This is a genomic window from Paenibacillus sp. EB106-06-01-XG199 (assembly GCF_058791575.1).
Map to the genome: position 1 here is coordinate 25,320 of NZ_JBYTDQ010000008.1, position 18,563 is coordinate 43,882.

The following is an 18,563-nucleotide window of genomic DNA, read 5'->3' on the forward strand; positions in this document are numbered from 1 at the left end:
CTGCCGCATCTCGGGGCGGGCACCGGCCTGGACCGGCTTCCACAGGAATATCCCCAGTACGGCACGGGAGATTTCCGTGTGCCGGCTTATCAGGCCAAGCTTGCGGACGGCACGCGGATTACTGAGCTGCAGTACACCGGATACCGTGTACTGCAGGGCAAGCCAACGCTCGCCGGACTTCCTTCCGTGTATGTGGAGTCCCCTGAAGAAGCAGATACGCTGGAATTACGCTGCGTGATGATTACTCGTCGCTGAACGTCATTTTACGCTATACCGTATATCGTGACACGGATGTGATTGCCCGCTCGGTAGGATTTGTTAATGACGGCCAGGCGCCGCTTGACCTGCTGCGCGCTGAGCGCTTCCGTCGATTTCCCGGAGGACGGCCAATTCGATCTGATCTATCTTTCCGGCGGCTGGTCGCGGGAAGCCAACCTGACCCGCAGACGGCTGGAACAGGGCACTACCGCACTCCAGTCCCGCCGTGGAATGAGCAGCCATCAGCACAATCCGTTTGCCGCGCTGGCCAAGCCGGGTACAGATGAGCACCAGGGCGAGGTATACGGCTTTCCTATTTCAATTTCAATGCCGACAAGCTGGTGGAGATCGCCGCCAAAGGCTCGAAGCTGGGCATCGAGCTGTTTGTGCTCGATGACGGCTGGTTCGGCAAGCCCGCCTCGCCGCAGTCTGCTGCTTAGCGGCCTGAACCCCGACTATGACTACACGCTTACAGACAGCGGTGAAGTCTTCGGCGGTGACCGGCTGATGCAGGCCGGGCTGGCGCTGCCGGACATCCAGCAGGACTATGTGAGCGGATGTTTCCGCTTAAGGGCACAACCGTAATTAGCATTTGGGAGAACAGGAGAAGCCAGGGGGACTTGGCTTCTTTTGTTTTGTTTGGGGGACCATTGAGAGGTAAAAGTGCATCTGAATTTGGCGTAGGCGGGCAATATGGGGAAATGAGAGGTAGAAGTGCATCTGAATTTGGTGTAGGCGGGTTGTATAACGGAATCAGAGGTGAAAGTGCGTCTGAAATCGGAGCACTTTTCTAAACATTGGCCTGCTGAAAACCCTAATTGTTCGTGTTTAATGTAACTTTCATGTAAGTTATTGCTTTTTTGTTGCTGAAAATGCGATATTTATGTATAATAACAATTGCTATCGAAGGAATTGTACGATATTCTGTTTTCAAAGGTGGTTTCATGGCAGAACTGGAAAACAGCGAGCAGAAGAAGAAAATGTGCCAGATCTACAATGAGATCTCTAAGGATTTGTTTGGTTTCGGGACGACCCTGCTCCGCGTTACTGTCGATCAGCGGGTCATTACCTTTCACGCCAAGCACCGCAGATCTCCCCGGTCGACCGCCCTGGAAGGCGAAGCGCCTGAACTTAAGCAGGAAGTGGATTTTCGGATGTCACTGCTGTTTAAGAAGAGGTTCAAGGAAAGACTTGAAGCAGAGATGGGACTAACGATTGAGGTTCTGCTCAGGGATTATGACGCACCGACGGGGTGGGCCTTTACGAATATGATATTGGCCGGAGAATGACAGATTCAACATGATATCTGCGGATTTTCGTTTTTGATCTATCTTAAGCGAAGACCGTCCTTCTATTACGGGTAGCTCTTTGCTTTGTTTATACAAAGAAAAGTGTTCTTGTTCCTACAAGAATGCTTTTCTTTTTTTTATGAAAAAATAAGGGGAATCAAGCTTTTACTACCAACAGGAGGTGCTGCCAAACCGTTTTCCGCCAGAAGCTCACTGGAATGAAGAGAACTGAAATTGCCGCAACTATAGGATGAAGACTGGATTTGTACAGCATATTACACTTGGGAGGTTATTCTAATGAAAAAAATAATGAATGCGGGCCTTGCCCTTACACTGACTGCTGTGCTTGCTGCTTGCGGCAACAATACCTCGACGAACAACACAGGAACAAATAACGCAGCTGCACCGGAAACGGCACAATCGGGCGAGCCTACGGAACTGGTTGTCTCCACCTGGGGTTTTTCGGAAGATTTCTTCAAGGCATCGGTCTATGCGCCGTTTGAGAAAGAGCACAATGTGAAAATCGTGGTGGAAATCGGCAACAACGCCGAGCGTCTGAACAAAATCCGTCAAGGCAGCTCCGATGTGGATGTCATTTATCTGTCGGACTATTATGCGCAGCAGGCAATTAATGAAGGTTTATTCGAAACGATCGACAGCAGCAAGATTCCGAATCTCCAGAACCTTTATGATATCGCCAAAGCCCCGCTGGGTGCAGAATATGGTCCTGCGTATACGATCGGACGCCTGGGAATTGCCTATAATCCGGCACTGGTTAAAGGTGACGTAACCGGCTGGAGCGATCTGTGGACGAAGTTTGATAAAAACCTGGCGATGCCGGCAATTACAGCTACAGCAGGTCCAATGGTTGTAGATGCGGCATCTCTTGCGGCGGGCAATGCGGACTTCAACGAGGATACAGCATTCACGAAGCTGAAGGAGCTGGACAGTAAGGTTGTTAAATACTATGGCCAGACTTCCGAGTATGTGAACATGTTCGGGCAGGAGGAAATTGCCGGTGGTCCGATTATGGAAATGTACTTCAAGGATCTGCAGGCTGCTGTGCCTGACGCCAAATTTATCGCACCGTCTGAAGGTGCTTATGCCGTAATGAATACAGTCAACGTTGTCAAAGGCAGCAACAATAAAGAGCTTGCCGAAGAGTTCATCAACTGGCAGCTGAGCGATGAAGTGCAGGCGGCATCCGCCAAAGCAAAGGTCGATTCCCCTGTCAATATGAACGTAAAGCTGACACCTGAAGAAGCTGTGGGCGTAACGTACGGTCCGGATGTTATCGGCAAGCTGCGCAAGCTGGATATGTCCTTCGTGAACGAGCACATTACAGAGTGGACGGACCGCTTCAACCGTGAGATTGGCGGCTAAGGATGACGGGGCGTAAAAAAGTCATTCTGGACGTAGATACAGGGGTGGATGACGCGCTGGCGATTATGCTGGCGGTGACGAGCGGACAGCTTGACATTCTCGGCATCACCACAGTCAGCGGCAATGTCTCGCTGGATCAGGCAACCCTGAACACCTGCAAAATTCTCCAGCTGCTCGGCGTGTCCGGGCAGATTCCGGTATACCGCGGAGCGGACAAGCCGCTGGCCCGTGAAGCGATTTTTGAGCACCGTGTGCACGGTGCGGATGGCATCGGCGGTGCATTGGGGGATATGCCGGTAACAAAGCAGGCTGAAGCAGAGCCTGCGGAGGACTTCATCATCCGCCAGGTGCTGGCGCAGCCCGGCGAGGTCACGCTGATCATGACCGCGCCGCTGGCCAATCTGGCGCGCGCACTGCAGAAATGCCCGGAGCTTACCCAGCATGCCGCTGAGGTAATCATCATGGGCGGCGTGGTGCAGGGCTTCGGCAATATCACGCCGACGGCGGAATACAACATGTACGTCGATCCGGAGGCCGCGAAGCAGGTACTGGCTGCCGGATTCCCCCGGCTGACGCTGGTCGGGCTGGATGTGACCCGCCGTGCGCTGCTTAGCGCGGAGGACATTGCGAAGCTGCGCATTCCGGCGATCCGCGATTATGTGGAGCAGAGCACCTCCGGCTACCGGGAGCGTTATTATGAGCGCAACGGTGTGCAGGCCTGTGCCCTGCATGATCCGCTGGCGGTTGGCGTGGCCCTGAACCGCGGGTTCGTCACCGTGCACGATTATTATGTGGATGTGGAGACCCGAAGCGAGCTGTGCGACGGCCAGACCGTCTGCGATTTTCAGAACCGGCTGGGCAAGCCGGTAAATGCCGCTGTCTGCCTGGAGGTGGACGCGGCCGCTTTTCTGGAGTGTTTCATTGATAGCTTGAACCAAGAGCCGAAGAAGGACGGGAGTCATTAGAAAATGAAGAACAAGAACAAAAGAGCAATGTATCTGCTGCTGCCGGGCCTCTTGTTCCTGGCGGCCTTCATGCTGGTCCCGATCACGCTGACCATTGCCTCCACTTTCGTGCAGGATGGGAAGCTGACTCTGGAAGGGTATCTGCATTTTTTCCGCGACGGGTACTTTAACCGCATCCTGCTGACTACGCTCCGGGTAAGTGTCGTGACCACGCTGGTCTGCATGCTGCTCGGGTATCCGGCGGCTTATTATATTTCGCGGGCAAGCGCACGGAAGAAGAGCCTTCTGCTGGCGCTGTCGATCTTCCCGCTGCTGACCAGTCCCGTTGTGCGTTCCTTCAGCTGGATGATTATTCTCGGCAAAAAGGGGCTGATCAACTCCTTCCTGGTCAACACCGGGCTGATCGGGAAACCCCTGGATATTCTCTATACGCCTACGGCAATGATGATCGGGCTGGTGCATTTATTCCTGCCGCTGATCATCATCACACTGCTGGGGGTCATGGAGAATCTGGACCATGAGCTGGTCCGGGCGGCGCGCAGTCTGGGCGCTTCCCCGTTTGCGGCGTTCCGCAAAATCACCTTCCCGCTGACAGTGCCGGGGCTGATCATCGGCGGAATTCTCGTCTTCGTCGGCAGTCTGACGGCCTATACCACGCCGGCGCTGCTCGGCGGTAAGGAACGGGTGGTCTCCACCTTCCTGTACCAGAATGCCATGACGCTGAATGACTGGCAGTCGGCCTCGGTTATTGCCGTAATTATGATCGTCATTACATTTGTGGTCGTGGGGCTGATGAACGTCTGGGCCAACCGATTAAATCCGAAGGGGTGAGAACATGAAGGAAGGAAACCGCGCGCTGTCGCTGTATACGCTGCTGGTCTTTATTTTTCTGCTGGGTCCGCTCATCATCATTTCCGTTACTTCCTTTGAGCCGGGCACAGTCCTGAAATTCCCCCCTGAGGGCTTTTCATTGAAGTGGTACAAAAATATCTTCGAGGTCAGCGCGTTCATGGAGACCTTCAAGACCTCGATTGTGATCTCGCTGCTCGGCAATTTGCTGGCGCTTCTCCTGGGTGTGCCTGCGGCCTACGCGCTGAGCAGATACCGGTTCCGCGGCCGGGATACGCTGAATGCGATTTTTCTGTCCCCCGTCCTGATTCCCGGCATTGTTCTGGGCTTCACGCTGCTGCGCTACCTGATTGTAGTGTACGGGCTGCCGATTGTAGCCGGACTGTTAATCGGACATACGGTAATCATGCTCCCTTTTATTATCCGGGTGATTGCCTCGAGTCTGGAGAACTTCGATTTCGCCGTGGAAGAAGCGGCACAGAGCCTGGGGGCTTCCAGATTGTACACGTTCTTTAAAGTGGTCCTGCCCAATATCCGTTCCGGTATTCTGGCGGCCATTCTGATTGCTTTTCTGGAATCCTTCAACAATGTGGACATTTCCGTGTTCATGACCGGCCCGGGGATTAGTACCCTGCCGATTCAAATGCTGACTTATGTGCAAAATTACTTCGATCCCACGATTGCCGCGATTTCAGTCATTCTGATGGTGCTGACGGCGGCGCTGATGTTCGTCATTGAACGTCTGATGGGATTCGCTTATTTTACCAAACGATAAACGGAGGCATAACGCAATGTCACTATTAAGTCTTGATCATGTATCGGTTGCGTATGACAACCGTTTGATCCTGGAGGATTTCAATCTGTCGCTGGCCAAGGGGCAGCTTCTCTCGCTGCTCGGCCCCAGCGGCTGCGGCAAAACGACCACACTGCGGCTGATCGCCGGTTTTCTGAACGCGGAATCAGGAGCATTCATGTTCGGCGGGAAGGACTATACCAAGATCCCCGTGGAAAAGCGGAATTTCGGTTTTGTGTTTCAGAGCTACGCGCTGTTCCCGCATCTGTCAGTCTATGACAATGTAGCGTTCGGCCTCCGGCTGCGCAAGCTGAAGGAAGCGGAGGTTAAGAAGCGTGTTACCCGGATGCTGGAAATTGTCAGCCTGGGCGGCTTTGAGAAAAGACTGCCCGCTGCCCTTTCCGGCGGACAACGCCAACGGGTAGCGATTGCCAGAGCGCTGGTCATCGAGCCGGACCTGCTGCTGTTCGACGAGCCGCTCAGTAATCTTGATGCCAATCTGCGGGTGAACATGCGGGTGGAAATCCGCCGCATTCAGCAGGAGCTGGGCATTACGACCGTCTATGTCTCCCATGACCAGGAGGAGTGCTTCTCCATCTCCGATCAGGTAGCCGTGATGAATAATGGCAAGATCGAGCAGCTCGACAAGCCATCGGCGATCTTCAAGTATCCGGCCAGTGAATTTGTGGCCCGGTTCATCGGGTTCGGGAACTTCATTTCCTTTGAGGGCAGGAATGACGAGGGAGCGGATATCGAGCTCAGCCGGGGAGCGCTGAAGTTCCTGGCGGCCAAACGGCCGGGCGGGGAAGGCAATACCGGATTACTTGGTGCCATCCGTCCTGACGATCTGCAGCTGCTCGGCACTGCGCCTGATCCAAACGCCGCCGGCAACACACTGCCTGGCACGGTGCAGATCAGCACGTATCTCGGCCGCAGCTATCAATACCAGGTAGAGACGGAGCTGGGTGTATTCACTGTTAATCAGGAAATGGAGCAGCCTTTCATTCAAGGACAGCAGGTTACGGTTTATTTTCCAAAAGAGAAGCTGGTGCTGGTGCAGTAGCGCGTCATTAAGGAGCATACATGATGATTACAGATCAACTTATACTGAACGCTAAAGTGTACAACAGTTACTATAAACGGTTCGAGACGGCAAATGTCGCCGTGAAAGAGGGGCGTTTCCTCTATGTGGGGGCGCTCGGCGCGGAGACGTTCACAGCTGGGGAAGTCATTCAGGCGGAAGGCCGATATATGGTGCCAGGCCTGATTGATATCCATCTGCATATCGAGAGCACAATGATTACGCCGGAGACCTTCTCCTACGGTATTCTGCAGCATGGGGTCACTACAATTGTTCCAGAACCGCATGAAATGGCCAATGTATTCGGTGTAGAGGGTGTACATGAGATGATCCGGGCCAGCCGGGACTGTCAGGTGGATATGTTCTACGCGATTCCAAGCTCGGTGCCGGCGACTCCGCTGGAGACAACGGGCGGGTCGATTGAAGTTGCTGATATCGACGAGCTGATGGAGACGGAGCAGATGATCTGTCTGGGCGAAGTGATGAATTATGTTGATGTCATCCGCGACCCTGATTGCAAAAGCAACCGCATCATCCAGCATGTCCGCAGCCGTTATCCCGGTCTTGTCATCGAGGGGCATACGCCGAAGCTGCTGGACCTTGATCTGCACCGCCTGATCTATGCCGGGATTGATTCAGATCACACCCACCAGAGCATCGAAGGGCTGACCGCCCGGATTGCAGCGGGGATGTTCATCGAGATTCAGGAGAAATCGATGACCCCGGATGTGATGGAGTATCTGATCAGCCATGCGGTCAGCGAGCATTTCTGCTTCGTGACCGATGATGTGATGACCGATTCCCTGGTGCAGACCGGACACCTTGATCATCTGGTACGCAAAGCCATCGCCATGGGCATGGCACCGGAGGACGCAGTCTATGCGGCCACCTTCACCCCGGCCCGGCGGATGAAGATGGCTGATCGCGGCGTGATCGCCCCGAACAAAGCCGCCGATTATGTGCTGCTGTCGGATCTGGGCAGCTTCGCGGTCGAAAAGGTCTACAAACGGGGCGTCCAGGTCTACGACCGCATGCAGCCGCTGCCTCAGGTGGAGCGGGGGCCGCGGTTCCCGGCCCATTTCTACCGCAGCGTGCAGTTGGCTCCATTGGCTGCAAGTGACTTCGCGGTGTCATCGGAGCTGGCGGACGGCCGCTATGGCTGCCGGGTGATGATGGTCAACAACGTGTCCACGTTTACCGAAGAGAAACACGCTGAGGCCGAGGTTAAGGACGGCCAGCTGCAGTGGCAGGAAAGCGGCTATGGCCTGATTGCCACCTTTGAGCGTTATGGCAAAAACGGAAACCGCGCCTACGGCCTGATCGGCGGTGACACGATTAAACGCGGCGCCATTGCGACTACGTATTCGCATGACAATCACAATCTGCTAGTTGTAGGCCATAACCCTGAGGACATGGTCCTGGCGGCGAATACAGTGATAGCTGCACAAGGCGGCTTCTGCGTCGTATGTGATGGCGAGGTGCTCGCATTGCTGGAGCTGCCGGTTGGCGGTATTTTGACCGAAGCGCCGCTTGCAGAGACGGCTGAGCGCGTGCTCGCGCTGCGTACGGCAATGGAATCGCTGGGTTATAATCATTACAACCCGATTATGTCGATCAGCACCCATTCGCTCCCTGTCAGTCCTGCACTCAAAATCACGGACCACGGCCTGATTGATGTCGGCGCCGGACGGGTGGTACCGCTGCTGTTTCCGCTTGGAGAAGAGTAGCCGCTGCTAGATGCAGCGGTAAAGTCATTGAGACAAGAAGACGGGGTATCCCAGCAGGGGATGCCCCGTCTTCTTGTGAATACTGAATCTAACGTCTTTATGCTGCAACGGGGTATCTTTGCTGATATAGCTCCTAGCACATAATAGCTCAAAACCGGCAGCTGCTCACCAGCGCCAAGCTCACCGAAGTACATAACTGCATTTACTGCAATTAAAAGGAGCTGCAGCGGTCTATTTTCAGCGATAATTGCATTTCGTACACTTAAAAAGGACAGTAAGCTTACTTTTCCTAGTATCGGCGATATTTAACTGTACAAGGTGCAATTATATTTTGATTAACGCTGATATGCGCAATTTTAGTTGCACGAAGGGCAGTTATGATGTGGCAGGGTTCTAAATCTTCTATGGAGCAACAGCCGTACCCGCTCAACAAGCAACCTTTCAGGCAGAAACGCGGACTCAGCAAAAATGGTTTTAACATAAGCATATGCTGGCTACTCGTACCTGCCTTTTCCCATAAGATTCGGCTTTTGCGATTGACTTGCGTATGACACGACCCTATGATGATTAATAATATAAAATATAAGCGGAACTGGAAGAGGAGAGAGCGAACAGCATGGCTATGGAAATCGAACGCAAGTTTCTGCTGCCGGAATATCCGGAGCGGCTTATAGAGGACGGACAGCTTACGGTACTCACCCGGCACAGCATAGATCAGACCTATCTCGCGATCGAAGACGGGCAGGAACTGCGGGTGCGCAAAATTACCGATTTGGACTCAGGAGAGGTTACCTTTACACATACCTTTAAGGATGGCAAGGGGATCAGCCGCCAGGAGATTGAATATTACATCTCGGAAGGAATCTATAATCAGATGATTGATGCGGTTAAGGCTATTCCGCTGGTCAAAACCCGGATTACCGGCGTATGGAACGGTACTACAGTGGAAATTGATCTCTACACCCAGCTGGAGCTTACGGTGCTTGAGGTTGAATTTGATTCGCTGGAGGAAGCGGAAAGCTTCGCCGCCCCGGACTGGTTCGGTGAGGATGTCAGCGTAGAGAAGCAATACAGCAACAAGACCGTCTGGAAGCAGCTGCAGAATAAATAGTGCAGCCGGGGGTTCCGGGATGGGTGATCGCCGTGCCAAACTGCCGGTTGAATAGCTGAATAGCTGAATAGCTGAATAGCTGAATAGCTGAATAGGCTGTGCTCTGTAGGGTCGTGCTTTTATCGCAAGGGTTGACACATAAATAACGGACTTTAACACTTAAACGTGTTACTATATAGGTTAAATAAAGAGGGGTTCAGGAGGATGAGACAGGTATGGAGTATATAAGCACAAGAGGAAATGTGGAAGCCAGAGGCTTTATTGATACGGTTCTGATGGGGCTTGCGGATGATGGAGGGCTGATGGTCCCTTTTAAGATCCCGGTAATTTCCCCGGAAACGCTGGAAGAGTGGAGAAGCCTCAGCTTCCAGGAGCTGTTCCTGAAGATTTTCTCCTACTATACCAACGACGAAATTCCCTATGACGATCTAAAAGAAATGGTATACACCAGCTACGGAAATTTCCGTGCGCCGGAGGTTACGCCACTACGCAAGATTAACGATTCGCTACATGTGCTGGAGCTGTTTCAAGGTCCTACGTTTGCTTTCAAGGATGTGGCGCTGCAGTTTATGGGTGAGCTGTATTCCTATATCTCCAAGGTGCGGGGCGAGATCATCCATATCCTCGGCGCAACCTCGGGCGATACCGGAGCGGCAGCCATTCAGGGCGTTCGCGGCAAGGAAGGGATCAAGATCTGCATCCTGCATCCGCATGGCAAAGTAAGCAAGGTACAGGAGCTGCAAATGACGACGGTGGATGACAGCAATGTGCTGAACCTGTCCGTGGAAGGCAACTTCGACGATTGCCAGAAGGTCATTAAGGAGCTGTTTGCGGATTTGGATTTCAAGGGGCGTTATCATCTGCGGGCGATTAACTCCATTAACTTTGTGCGTATCCTGGCCCAGACTGTTTATTATTTCTACGCCTATCTGCAAATTGAAGGCAGCGACGTGAAGAAGATCAATATCAGCGTGCCTTCCGGCAACTTCGGCAACATCTTTTCAGGCTATTTGGCTAAAAAGATGGGCCTGCCGATCAACAAGCTGATTATCGCCACCAACGAAAACAACATTCTCGAACGGTTCGTACTGACCGGCGAATACAAGCCAGGCAGTTTTACGGGCACTTACAGTCCGTCGATGGACATACAGGTGGCGAGCAATTTTGAACGTTATCTGTATTATCTGTTGGACGAGGATACAGTGAAGCTGTCTGCATATATGTCGCAGCTGCAAACAGACGGCAAAATTACGGTGGACGGGGAGCTGTTCAACCAGGTGCAGGCTGATTTTGCCGCGCTTGGGGTCAAGAACCGGCAATGCCTCGATACCATCGGCAAATACGAGCAGGAATATGGCTATCTGCTGGATCCGCATACAGCCTGCGGCATCGCGGCTTATGAGGCCTTCAGCGGTCCAGGCGAAACGGCCATTAGCTTCGCAACGGCGCATCCGGCCAAATTCGACGAGGCGATTGCCCTGACCGGTATCAAGCAGGACTTCCCGGTGCAGATTTCGGCCTTGTTTGAGAAGCCGCAGCATATGACGGTAGTCGAGTATGACAAGGCGGAGATTGTACGGCAGCTGCAGGCTTTTTACGGATAAACAAGCCAGCTGCTGGCTGAACTAGACACCTTTGATTCATAGAACGCCAAGAGCCCCCTTCTTCTGGTGAAGAAAGGGGCTCTTGGCGTTCTTAAAATATAAAAATTTATATGCTTCACGCTATAAATTATCCTTCTATTTCCCGCTGAAACGGATATCGTCCTATTGAGGACGGCGAAGCCGTTTCCGCTTGGCGAAGTACACATAAGGCTGTGTTCTGCTCATGCTGCGGTTTACGTTTATACGCCACGCACCGCTGCCAACTGCTGTTCCCTGGCTTTCTCGCAGAAATCAGCGACTTTGTAGGAGACGTAATAGGCGAGCATTTTTTCCGAATCGGAGAAATCGGTATCCAGCAGTCTCGCGATATGATCCAATTTATATCTGAGTGTATTCCGGTGGACATACAGCTCGTCGGAAGCGAGCTGCATGTTCCGGTTGTTTTTGAGATAAACAAAGAAGGTATGGTACAGGGTGGACTGATGAGCGGCATCGTATTCCTGCAGCTTGAGCAGCTCCGGATGACGGTACACCTGCTCCTCGCCGGACATCACCTCGGCAGAAAGCAGCTCATAGAGCTGGACATCGGCATAGTAGGTCAACTGCTGCCCGGGGCAGAGAATCCGGCCGATGCGGATTGCGCTTAAGGCTTGCAGATAGTGCGTCCTGCACTGGGTCAGACTGGAGAACATGCTGCTGAAACCTATGGTGATTCCAGTCTGGTCCAGAAATTGCTGCAGCTGCCTGCTGCGGGCAAGCTCTTTGGAGAGGTTTCCGTCATGGATCATCACGATCCGGCCCTCGTAATAGCTGCAAGGACTGCCTGGGAAAAGCTGTTGTAAACGCTCTCTTAAATAATCGTCATAACGGCCCGATCCCTCATAGCGGGTTAGATCGAACAGCAGCACAAGCAGTTGTGTACCGAACTTTAGGCCTGCCGATAACATCCGGTCCCGGATAGTGCCGGGGTCCTGAGGCTGCTGATCCAGCAGTCCGCAGATGAAATCCTCCACCTTTATATTTTTGGCGTTGCGGTAGTAGCTGCTCTTGCCCATTTCTTCCGCAAGGATGGTGGCGGCAATCGCCAGCAGTTCGGGATCTCTGGGCCGGAAAGGAGTCTTGCAGCCGAGCAGCAGCACGTTGCCGACTTGCTTGCCGCCTACTTTTATTTTGGAGATCAGCTTGGTATTGGCAGTCTCCTCGCAGTGAACTTCATACGCAGCATCCGTTTGTTTGCCCCGCCTAACACTTTCCATCCGGTTCACAGCCGCAATGAAGTCATAAGAGCAGTAGCCCTTGCGGATATTCTCGTTCCACAGATAATCGTCGATATCTTCCTGGCCGGAGTGGGCCACAATCTTGAAGCTTGCGTCAAACACAATCACGGGATTTCCCAGCAGCCCTGCGGCTGTGTTCACAATTGCCGAAAGGCCTGCGCCAGAAATGTATGCTGTGAACAAAGATGCAGTATAGTGCTCAACTTCGATTGTTTCACGCTGCAGCTCATTTAAGGTAACATCCATTGGTATCGCCCCCTAATAATCATAGTGCAATTTGCACTATAAAGAAGTGATTTTTGGCGCTTGTAAATATATTCACAAAGTAACTGGAGCCTTACACTATAGGTGGAGGTGCTAAGCAGATGAAATATGAGAAACTGTTTGCAGCAGGAAAAATAGGACGTCTTACCCTGAAGAACCGGATTGTAATGCCGGCGATGGGCACGTCACTGGCAGCGGCCAGCGGCGAAGCCTCGGACGAAATGATTGCCTTCTATGAAGAACGTGCCGCCGGCGGCTGCGGCCTGATTATTACAGAGATTACGCGGGTGGACAACGAAACGGGTGTGGGAACCCCCAACCAGCTGAATGCAAGTGATCTGTTGTTCGTTCCGCGGCTGGAGAAGCTGGCCAGAGCCGTACACCGCCATGACAGCAAAATCTTTCTCCAGCTGCAGCATCCCGGACGGCAGAATCACGGGCGGCTGATCGGCGGCAAGCAAATTGTGGCACCTAGCGCAGTCATGTCATCAGCCATTGGCGAAATGCCCCGGGAGCTGACTACGGAAGAGGTTGAAGGGCTGGTGCGCAAATTCGTATTCGGCGCGGTTATCGCCCAGACTGCAGGGATCGACGGTGTGGAAATCCATGGTGCCCACGGGTACCTGATCGGGCAGTTTCTAAGCCCGCTGACCAACCTGCGGACCGACAAATACGGCGGTTCACTGGAAGGCAGAATGCGGTTCCTGAGTGAGATCGTTCAAGGAATCAAGCAGACCTGCGGGGCCGGATTCCCGGTATCCGTGCGGATCGACGGGGATGAATTTGTGCCCGGGGGCATTACGCTGGAAGAAGCGCTGCTCACAGCGAAACATCTGGAACAGCTCGGTGTGGACTGCATAAATGTAAGCGCTGGCACCTATGAGTCGTCAAATACGATCATTGAGCCGATCTCCTATCCGCAGGGGTGGAAAAAACATCTTGCTGCGGCCATGAAGCAGGCCGTTCAGATTCCGGTGATCGCTTGTGATGTAATCCGCAAACCGGAGTTTGCCGAGAGCCTGCTCCAGGAAGGAAATACGGATTTCGTGGCGCTCGGCAGAGCCCAGCTGGCCGATCCGGAGTGGGGGAACAAGGCGGCAGAAGGCCGCGAAGCAGAGATCAGAACCTGCATCTCCTGCTTGTACTGTATCCAGGAAGTAATGGAGTGCAAGGTCATTAAGTGCGCCGTCAATGCGCGGGTAGGGCGGGAGCTTGAATTCGCCGAGCCGCCGCGGGATGGCGGCGGCAAGGTTGTGGCCGTGATCGGCGGCGGTCCGGCAGGCATGGAGGCTGCGCGGATTCTGGCGCTGCGGGAGTTCAAGCCGGTACTGTTCGAAGCGCGGGATGTGCTGGGAGGCAGCGTGGAGCTGGGAAGCCGCCCGCCGCTTAAGGAGAAGCTGAACTGGTTCATCGACAATATGCAGCATCAGCTGGAGCAGCTGAATGTGGATGTCCGGCTCATGGCGAAGCCTACGCTGGAGCAGCTGAAGTCGCTGAATCCGTATGCGGTATTTATCGCAGCCGGGGCGCAGCCGATTGTGCCTGCTATTCCGGGAGTGGATAAGGCAGCGGTCTGCACGGTTGTCGACGTGTTAAGCGGAGCTGCTGTAATCAAGAACAAGCGGGCGGTAGTGATCGGCTCGGGCATGACTGGACTGGAGACGGCGGAATATCTGGCCGGCCTCGGCAATCAGGTCACGGTAGTGGAAATGCAGCCGCGGGTTGGCCCGGATGCGTATCTTCCGAACCTGATCGACATTGTCACCCGGCTGAAAAAGAGCGGCGTGGAGCTGCTGGCTTCGACGAAGCTGGTAGAAGTGCGGGACGGGGCCATTGTGCTGGAGAACAGCGCCACGGGTGAAACCTCAGTGAGGGAAGCGGATGCGGTAGTGCTGTCCATTGGAGTTGCACCTGAGCGTTCATTCATGGAAGAGCTCAAGCTGGCTCTGCCGAAGGTGAAGGTGATTGGCGATGCCGGCAAGCCCGGCAGAATCGGGCAGGCGATTCAGTCCGGCTTCGAGACAGCGTTTGTACTGAATTGATACTAAATAAAGGAGGAATCAATGATGGGGAGTTTTGTGAAAAGTTTTGCGGATATCAAGAAGTATGGAGGCAGACCGACTACCTTCTATGATGCAGAGATGCTTACAGTGTATTGGGAGACGAAACCGGAGATTATCGAACGCCTGCTGCCGAAGCCGCTGAAGCCAGCCAGCCGTCCGCTCGTCAATGCGTTTGTGGCTGATTATCCGGCAACGAACTTCTGCCCGCCTTACCGTGAAGCCGGATTATTCGTGCTGGCCGACTACAACGGACAGTTGGGCAACTACTGTCTGTCTATGCCGATTACAAGCGATATCGGTATGGCGATGGGCCGCGAGGTCTGCGGCCTGCCTAAGAAGATGGCCGATATCCGCATGAACAGTTCGGAACGTACCTTCGAAGGGGCAATCAGCCGGCATGGCGTTGACTTCTTCAACATAAAGGCCACTATGGAGGACCGCTTCAATGACGGCAAGGCCGGAGGGATTCTGGAGGAGTATTACGGCAAGGACATTCCTTTATATAACATCAAGTATGCCAATGCGGTTGACGGAAGCGGCTTTGATCTGATGCCTACGCTGGTGACCCAGCGGCTGGTCAGTGACGTCAAGGTGTATAAGGCTGCCGAAGCTTCGATTACCTTCCATGAGTCTGAGCATGATCCATGGAGCGAGCTTGAAGTCGTGAACATGCTGGGAGCGGTCTATACCGTCAGCACAAATGTGCTGGAAAAAGGCAAGGTGCTGGAACAACTCAATCCGATGGAGTTCCTGCCCTATTGCTATCTCCGCTGGGATTGGTGGGAGAACAAGCTGCAGCCGGAACATACCCCATCGTCCATATAAGTCGAGTACACGGCATTATCAGAGCGGGCTTACAAAACTATTAGGAGGGTTTACGATGAACAATCTTTTTGACTTAACGGGGAAAACGGCAATCGTGTCGGGCGCATCCAGCGGGATTGGTGTGGAGTTTGCGGAAATGCTCGCGGATCAAGGGGCTGATGTGGCGATATTGGCCAGAAGATATGACAAGCTGAAAGCGGTGGCTGATAAGATCACGGCGAAGTATCCGGAACGCCGGATTATCCCGATCGAATGTGATGTAACCAAAGAAAACCAGATTATTGCTGCGGTTCAAAAGGTGATGGCCGAGTTCGGCAAAATTGATATCCTGCTGAACAACGCCGGTATCGTCGATTCCGTGCCGATTGAAGCGCTGGAGGAGGAGGCCTGGGACCGGGTGCTTGATACCGATCTGAAGGGCGTGTTCCTGATGTCCAAACATGTTATCCGCCATATGAAGGAACGGAAATACGGCCGGATTGTCAATACTGCCTCCATGCTGGGGCTTACCGCTTCGGCGTCTATCCCTACCCATTCCTACAACGCGGCTAAGGGCGGAGTGATTCACCTGACCCGGGGTGTGGCAGCAACGTATGCGAAGCACGGAATTACAGTCAATGCGATTGGACCGAGCTTGTTCAAGAGTGAAATGACGGAGAATACGCTCTTTTCGGAGCAGGCTTTGAAAATGTACAACGCCGTATGCCCGATGGGCCGTCCCGGAAATCCCGGTGAGCTGAATGGAGCCGTGCTGTATTTTGCCTCGGATGCCTGCAGCTACACTACCGGGCAAACGTTGTTCGTTGACGGAGGCTGGACGATTATATAATTTAAAAGTGTTGTGAGAAGAAGCGCCTGCATTTATGCAGGTGCTTTTTTTCACATAGTGATCCTATCAGAATTTGTCGGAAATTACCCGTTAAAAGTGGACATGACTACCCTGACAGTGAGAAAATAGCATATAGAGCTTAGTGAGAACAAAAAAAGGACGGGATCATCATGACAATTCGATTCGGGGTCGTAGGCACCAACTGGATTACAGACCGCTTTGTTCAGGCCGGACTGGAAAATGAGGAATTTCTCCTTACAGCCGTATATTCCCGCACAGAAGAGAAGGGCCGCGCTTTTGCCGCCAAATATGCGGGAGCCGCCATTTACACCGATCTGGAGGAGATGGTCTCCAGCGGCGAAGTGGACGCCATATATATCGCCAGTCCCAATTCCATGCATGCCGAACAGGCGCTGGTATGCATGAACCATGGCAAGCATGTGATATGTGAGAAACCTGCCGCTTCCAACAGCACGGAGCTGCGGGCGATGATTGAAGCTGCGAACAGCAATGATGTGCTGCTGATGGAAGCGATGAAGTCAACCTTCATGCCGAATTTCGGCGTTATTAGAGACAACCTCTACAAGCTGGGTCAAGTGCGGCGGTATTTCGCCAGTTATTGTCAATATTCGTCGAGATATGATGCATACCGTCAGGGAACGGTGCTGAATGCTTTTAATCCGGAATATTCGAACGGCTCGCTGATGGATCTGGGCATTTATTGTCTGTATCCGCTGGTGGCGTTGTTTGGCAAGCCGGATTCGATTAAGGCTACGGGTATAATGCTCTCTTCCGGAGTGGACGGGGAGGGGAGTATGGTTATGCGCTATGCCGATATGGATGCGGTTGTCATGCATTCGAAGATTACCGATTCCTATTTGCCTGCCGAGATTCAGGGGGAGAACGGAACGATGGTGATTGACAAGATCAACCAGCCCTATCAGGTTAAGATTCATTACCGTGACGGTACGGTCGAAGAGCTTACGCTGCCGCAGGTATTCGAACCGATGTATTATGAGGTGAAGGAATTCATCCATCTGCTGAGGAATGGACACCGCGAGAGCAACACCAACAGCCATGCCAATTCGCTCGCGGTTGCGGAGGTTATGGAGGAAGCCAGAGCACAGATCGGCCTCCGCTACGCCTCGGATCTATAGTTGAAACGGCTGGGATTACAGAGGGAAAAGGGGAGCAGAACTTGAAGACTTTCAAAAAGGTGTACATCGAGATTACAAGCGTCTGCAACCTGTCCTGCAGCTTCTGTCCGCCCACGGAGCGGCAGAAGAATTTCATGAAGCTCGACACCTTTAATACGATTCTGGACGAGATCAAGCCGCATAGCAGTCATATCTATCTTCATGTCAAAGGCGAGCCGCTGCTGCATCCGAAGATCGGCGAGCTGCTGGATGCTGCCCACGCCAAAGGCTTCAAGGTCAACATTACGACCAACGGCACACTGATCCGTAAGGCGGGGCCGAAGATTCTCGGCAAGCCGGCGCTTAGGCAGATGAACTTCTCGCTGCACAGCTTCGACGGACATGCTGGCTCAGAGAACCGTGAGGGCTATCTCCGGGAGATCATTTCGTTCGTGCGGGAGGTTTCTGCGCAGGGTGTGATTATCTCCTTCCGGCTATGGAATTTGACGGAGGATAACCTGACCAATCTGGAACGAAGCCGCAACCGCGAGACATTAGCTGTGCTGGAGGAGGCGTTTCAGCTGGATTTCAAGATTGAGGAGAAGGTTATGCCGGGCACTGGCGTCAAAATCGCCCCGCGCATCTATCTAAACCAGGACCATGAGTTCAGATGGCCTGCCCTGCACGAGCCGGAGGACGACGGGAAAGGCTTCTGCCATGCGCTGCGCAGCCAGGCGGCGGTGCTGGTCGACGGCACGGTCGTGCCGTGCTGTCTTGATGGCGAGGGTGTCATCAACCTCGGCAACATCCATGAGAAGCCTTTCTCCGAGATTGTCGAGGGCGAGCGGGCGAACAACCTGTTCTACGGCTTCTCCCGCAGGGAAGCCGTAGAGGAGCTGTGCCGCAAATGCGGGTACCGGCAGCGGTTTGGAACCTAGCAGGCGGCGACATTTGGGTGGAAGTGAACCGGCCGGGGCACAAGCATCATTGTCACCCTGCCAATCACAACACTGGCCGGTAAGTCAGGTTCATGTAATGCCGCAGCATTTTCTTGGCTTGTTCATACTCCGTTCATATTGCCGTCATGGGGAGTACATCTTCATTGTATA

Annotated in this window: 16 protein-coding genes and 1 pseudogene; 16 read left to right on the plus strand and 1 reads right to left on the minus strand. The window is 53.4% G+C overall.

The genetic code is table 11. The features are described 5' to 3' along the window. The 11 genes and pseudogenes from AC3WT9_RS25225 to thrC all read left to right on the plus strand — a co-directional run. A pseudogene (locus tag AC3WT9_RS25225) lies at nucleotides 1-510 on the plus strand (glycoside hydrolase family 36 N-terminal domain-containing protein); the annotation flags it as partial. Nucleotides 511-651: 141 nt separating this feature from the next. Next, entirely contained in the window at nucleotides 652-843 is a 192-nt protein-coding gene (locus AC3WT9_RS25230) for a GH36 C-terminal domain-containing protein (RefSeq protein WP_341089891.1), read from the plus strand. Between the two features lie 359 nt (nucleotides 844-1,202). Beyond that, nucleotides 1,203-1,547, plus strand: a complete 345-nt coding sequence (locus AC3WT9_RS25235) for a DUF2294 domain-containing protein (protein WP_076110410.1) — start codon at nucleotides 1,203-1,205, stop codon at nucleotides 1,545-1,547. Between the two features lie 297 nt (nucleotides 1,548-1,844). Further along, nucleotides 1,845-2,930: an ABC transporter substrate-binding protein gene (locus AC3WT9_RS25240; RefSeq protein WP_341089894.1), complete on the plus strand. Its 1,086-nt coding sequence runs from the start codon at nucleotides 1,845-1,847 to the stop codon at nucleotides 2,928-2,930. A gap of 2 nt (nucleotides 2,931-2,932) precedes the next feature. Further along, on the plus strand, nucleotides 2,933-3,895 hold the full coding sequence (locus AC3WT9_RS25245) for a nucleoside hydrolase (protein WP_341089895.1): 963 nt from the start codon (nucleotides 2,933-2,935) through the stop codon (nucleotides 3,893-3,895). A 3-nt stretch (nucleotides 3,896-3,898) separates the two neighbouring features. Further along, on the plus strand, nucleotides 3,899-4,726 hold the full coding sequence (locus tag AC3WT9_RS25250) for an ABC transporter permease (RefSeq protein ID WP_341089896.1): 828 nt from the start codon (nucleotides 3,899-3,901) through the stop codon (nucleotides 4,724-4,726). Nucleotides 4,727-4,730: 4 nt separating this feature from the next. Further along, the gene (locus tag AC3WT9_RS25255; protein ID WP_038586142.1) at nucleotides 4,731-5,519 is read left to right on the plus strand and encodes an ABC transporter permease; all 789 of its coding nucleotides are present in this window, start codon (nucleotides 4,731-4,733) and stop codon (nucleotides 5,517-5,519) included. Between the two features lie 16 nt (nucleotides 5,520-5,535). Then, the gene (locus AC3WT9_RS25260) at nucleotides 5,536-6,600 is read left to right on the plus strand and encodes an ABC transporter ATP-binding protein (RefSeq protein ID WP_341089897.1); all 1,065 of its coding nucleotides are present in this window, start codon (nucleotides 5,536-5,538) and stop codon (nucleotides 6,598-6,600) included. Between the two features lie 23 nt (nucleotides 6,601-6,623). Next, nucleotides 6,624-8,345, plus strand: a complete 1,722-nt coding sequence (locus AC3WT9_RS25265; RefSeq protein WP_341089898.1) for an adenine deaminase — start codon at nucleotides 6,624-6,626, stop codon at nucleotides 8,343-8,345. A 616-nt stretch (nucleotides 8,346-8,961) separates the two neighbouring features. Further along, complete coding sequence (locus tag AC3WT9_RS25270; RefSeq protein ID WP_341089899.1) at nucleotides 8,962-9,456, plus strand: CYTH domain-containing protein; 495 nt, start codon at nucleotides 8,962-8,964, stop codon at nucleotides 9,454-9,456. 215 nt (nucleotides 9,457-9,671) lie between these two features. Then, nucleotides 9,672-11,060, plus strand: coding sequence for a threonine synthase (thrC, locus tag AC3WT9_RS25275; RefSeq protein WP_492408058.1), 1,389 nt, complete (start codon nucleotides 9,672-9,674; stop codon nucleotides 11,058-11,060). A gap of 239 nt (nucleotides 11,061-11,299) precedes the next feature. On the opposite strand, the gene AC3WT9_RS25280 is transcribed toward thrC, so the two are convergent. Next, entirely contained in the window at nucleotides 11,300-12,583 is a 1,284-nt protein-coding gene (locus AC3WT9_RS25280; protein ID WP_341089902.1) for a PucR family transcriptional regulator, read from the minus strand. A gap of 119 nt (nucleotides 12,584-12,702) precedes the next feature. On the opposite strand from AC3WT9_RS25280, the gene AC3WT9_RS25285 reads away from it, so the two are divergent. From AC3WT9_RS25285 to AC3WT9_RS25305, 5 genes are all read left to right on the plus strand, one after another. Next, nucleotides 12,703-14,643 (plus strand): oxidoreductase, encoded by a 1,941-nt coding sequence (locus AC3WT9_RS25285; protein ID WP_341089903.1) that lies wholly within the window; start codon nucleotides 12,703-12,705, stop codon nucleotides 14,641-14,643. A gap of 21 nt (nucleotides 14,644-14,664) precedes the next feature. Further along, complete coding sequence (locus AC3WT9_RS25290) at nucleotides 14,665-15,489, plus strand: acetoacetate decarboxylase family protein (RefSeq protein WP_341377342.1); 825 nt, start codon at nucleotides 14,665-14,667, stop codon at nucleotides 15,487-15,489. Nucleotides 15,490-15,544: 55 nt separating this feature from the next. Then, on the plus strand, nucleotides 15,545-16,318 hold the full coding sequence (locus tag AC3WT9_RS25295) for an SDR family NAD(P)-dependent oxidoreductase (RefSeq protein WP_341089905.1): 774 nt from the start codon (nucleotides 15,545-15,547) through the stop codon (nucleotides 16,316-16,318). Between the two features lie 170 nt (nucleotides 16,319-16,488). Further along, nucleotides 16,489-17,475: a Gfo/Idh/MocA family protein gene (locus AC3WT9_RS25300; protein ID WP_341089907.1), complete on the plus strand. Its 987-nt coding sequence runs from the start codon at nucleotides 16,489-16,491 to the stop codon at nucleotides 17,473-17,475. Between the two features lie 41 nt (nucleotides 17,476-17,516). Continuing rightward, complete coding sequence (locus AC3WT9_RS25305) at nucleotides 17,517-18,392, plus strand: radical SAM/SPASM domain-containing protein (protein ID WP_341089908.1); 876 nt, start codon at nucleotides 17,517-17,519, stop codon at nucleotides 18,390-18,392. The last annotated feature ends 171 nt before the right edge of the window (nucleotides 18,393-18,563 follow it).

Coding starts and splice junctions, on each gene's coding strand:
- AC3WT9_RS25230 (WP_341089891.1), top strand. CDS start 652: ATGACGGCTGGTTCGGCAAGCCCGCCTCGCCGCAGTCTGCTGCTTAGC.
- AC3WT9_RS25235 (WP_076110410.1), top strand. CDS start 1,203: ATGGCAGAACTGGAAAACAGCGAGCAGAAGAAGAAAATGTGCCAGATC.
- AC3WT9_RS25240 (WP_341089894.1), top strand. CDS start 1,845: ATGAAAAAAATAATGAATGCGGGCCTTGCCCTTACACTGACTGCTGTG.
- AC3WT9_RS25245 (WP_341089895.1), top strand. CDS start 2,933: ATGACGGGGCGTAAAAAAGTCATTCTGGACGTAGATACAGGGGTGGAT.
- AC3WT9_RS25250 (WP_341089896.1), top strand. CDS start 3,899: ATGAAGAACAAGAACAAAAGAGCAATGTATCTGCTGCTGCCGGGCCTC.
- AC3WT9_RS25255 (WP_038586142.1), top strand. CDS start 4,731: ATGAAGGAAGGAAACCGCGCGCTGTCGCTGTATACGCTGCTGGTCTTT.
- AC3WT9_RS25260 (WP_341089897.1), top strand. CDS start 5,536: ATGTCACTATTAAGTCTTGATCATGTATCGGTTGCGTATGACAACCGT.
- AC3WT9_RS25265 (WP_341089898.1), top strand. CDS start 6,624: ATGATTACAGATCAACTTATACTGAACGCTAAAGTGTACAACAGTTAC.
- AC3WT9_RS25270 (WP_341089899.1), top strand. CDS start 8,962: ATGGCTATGGAAATCGAACGCAAGTTTCTGCTGCCGGAATATCCGGAG.
- thrC (WP_492408058.1), top strand. CDS start 9,672: ATGGAGTATATAAGCACAAGAGGAAATGTGGAAGCCAGAGGCTTTATT.
- AC3WT9_RS25280 (WP_341089902.1), bottom strand. CDS start 12,583: ATGGATGTTACCTTAAATGAGCTGCAGCGTGAAACAATCGAAGTTGAG.
- AC3WT9_RS25285 (WP_341089903.1), top strand. CDS start 12,703: ATGAAATATGAGAAACTGTTTGCAGCAGGAAAAATAGGACGTCTTACC.
- AC3WT9_RS25290 (WP_341377342.1), top strand. CDS start 14,665: ATGATGGGGAGTTTTGTGAAAAGTTTTGCGGATATCAAGAAGTATGGA.
- AC3WT9_RS25295 (WP_341089905.1), top strand. CDS start 15,545: ATGAACAATCTTTTTGACTTAACGGGGAAAACGGCAATCGTGTCGGGC.
- AC3WT9_RS25300 (WP_341089907.1), top strand. CDS start 16,489: ATGACAATTCGATTCGGGGTCGTAGGCACCAACTGGATTACAGACCGC.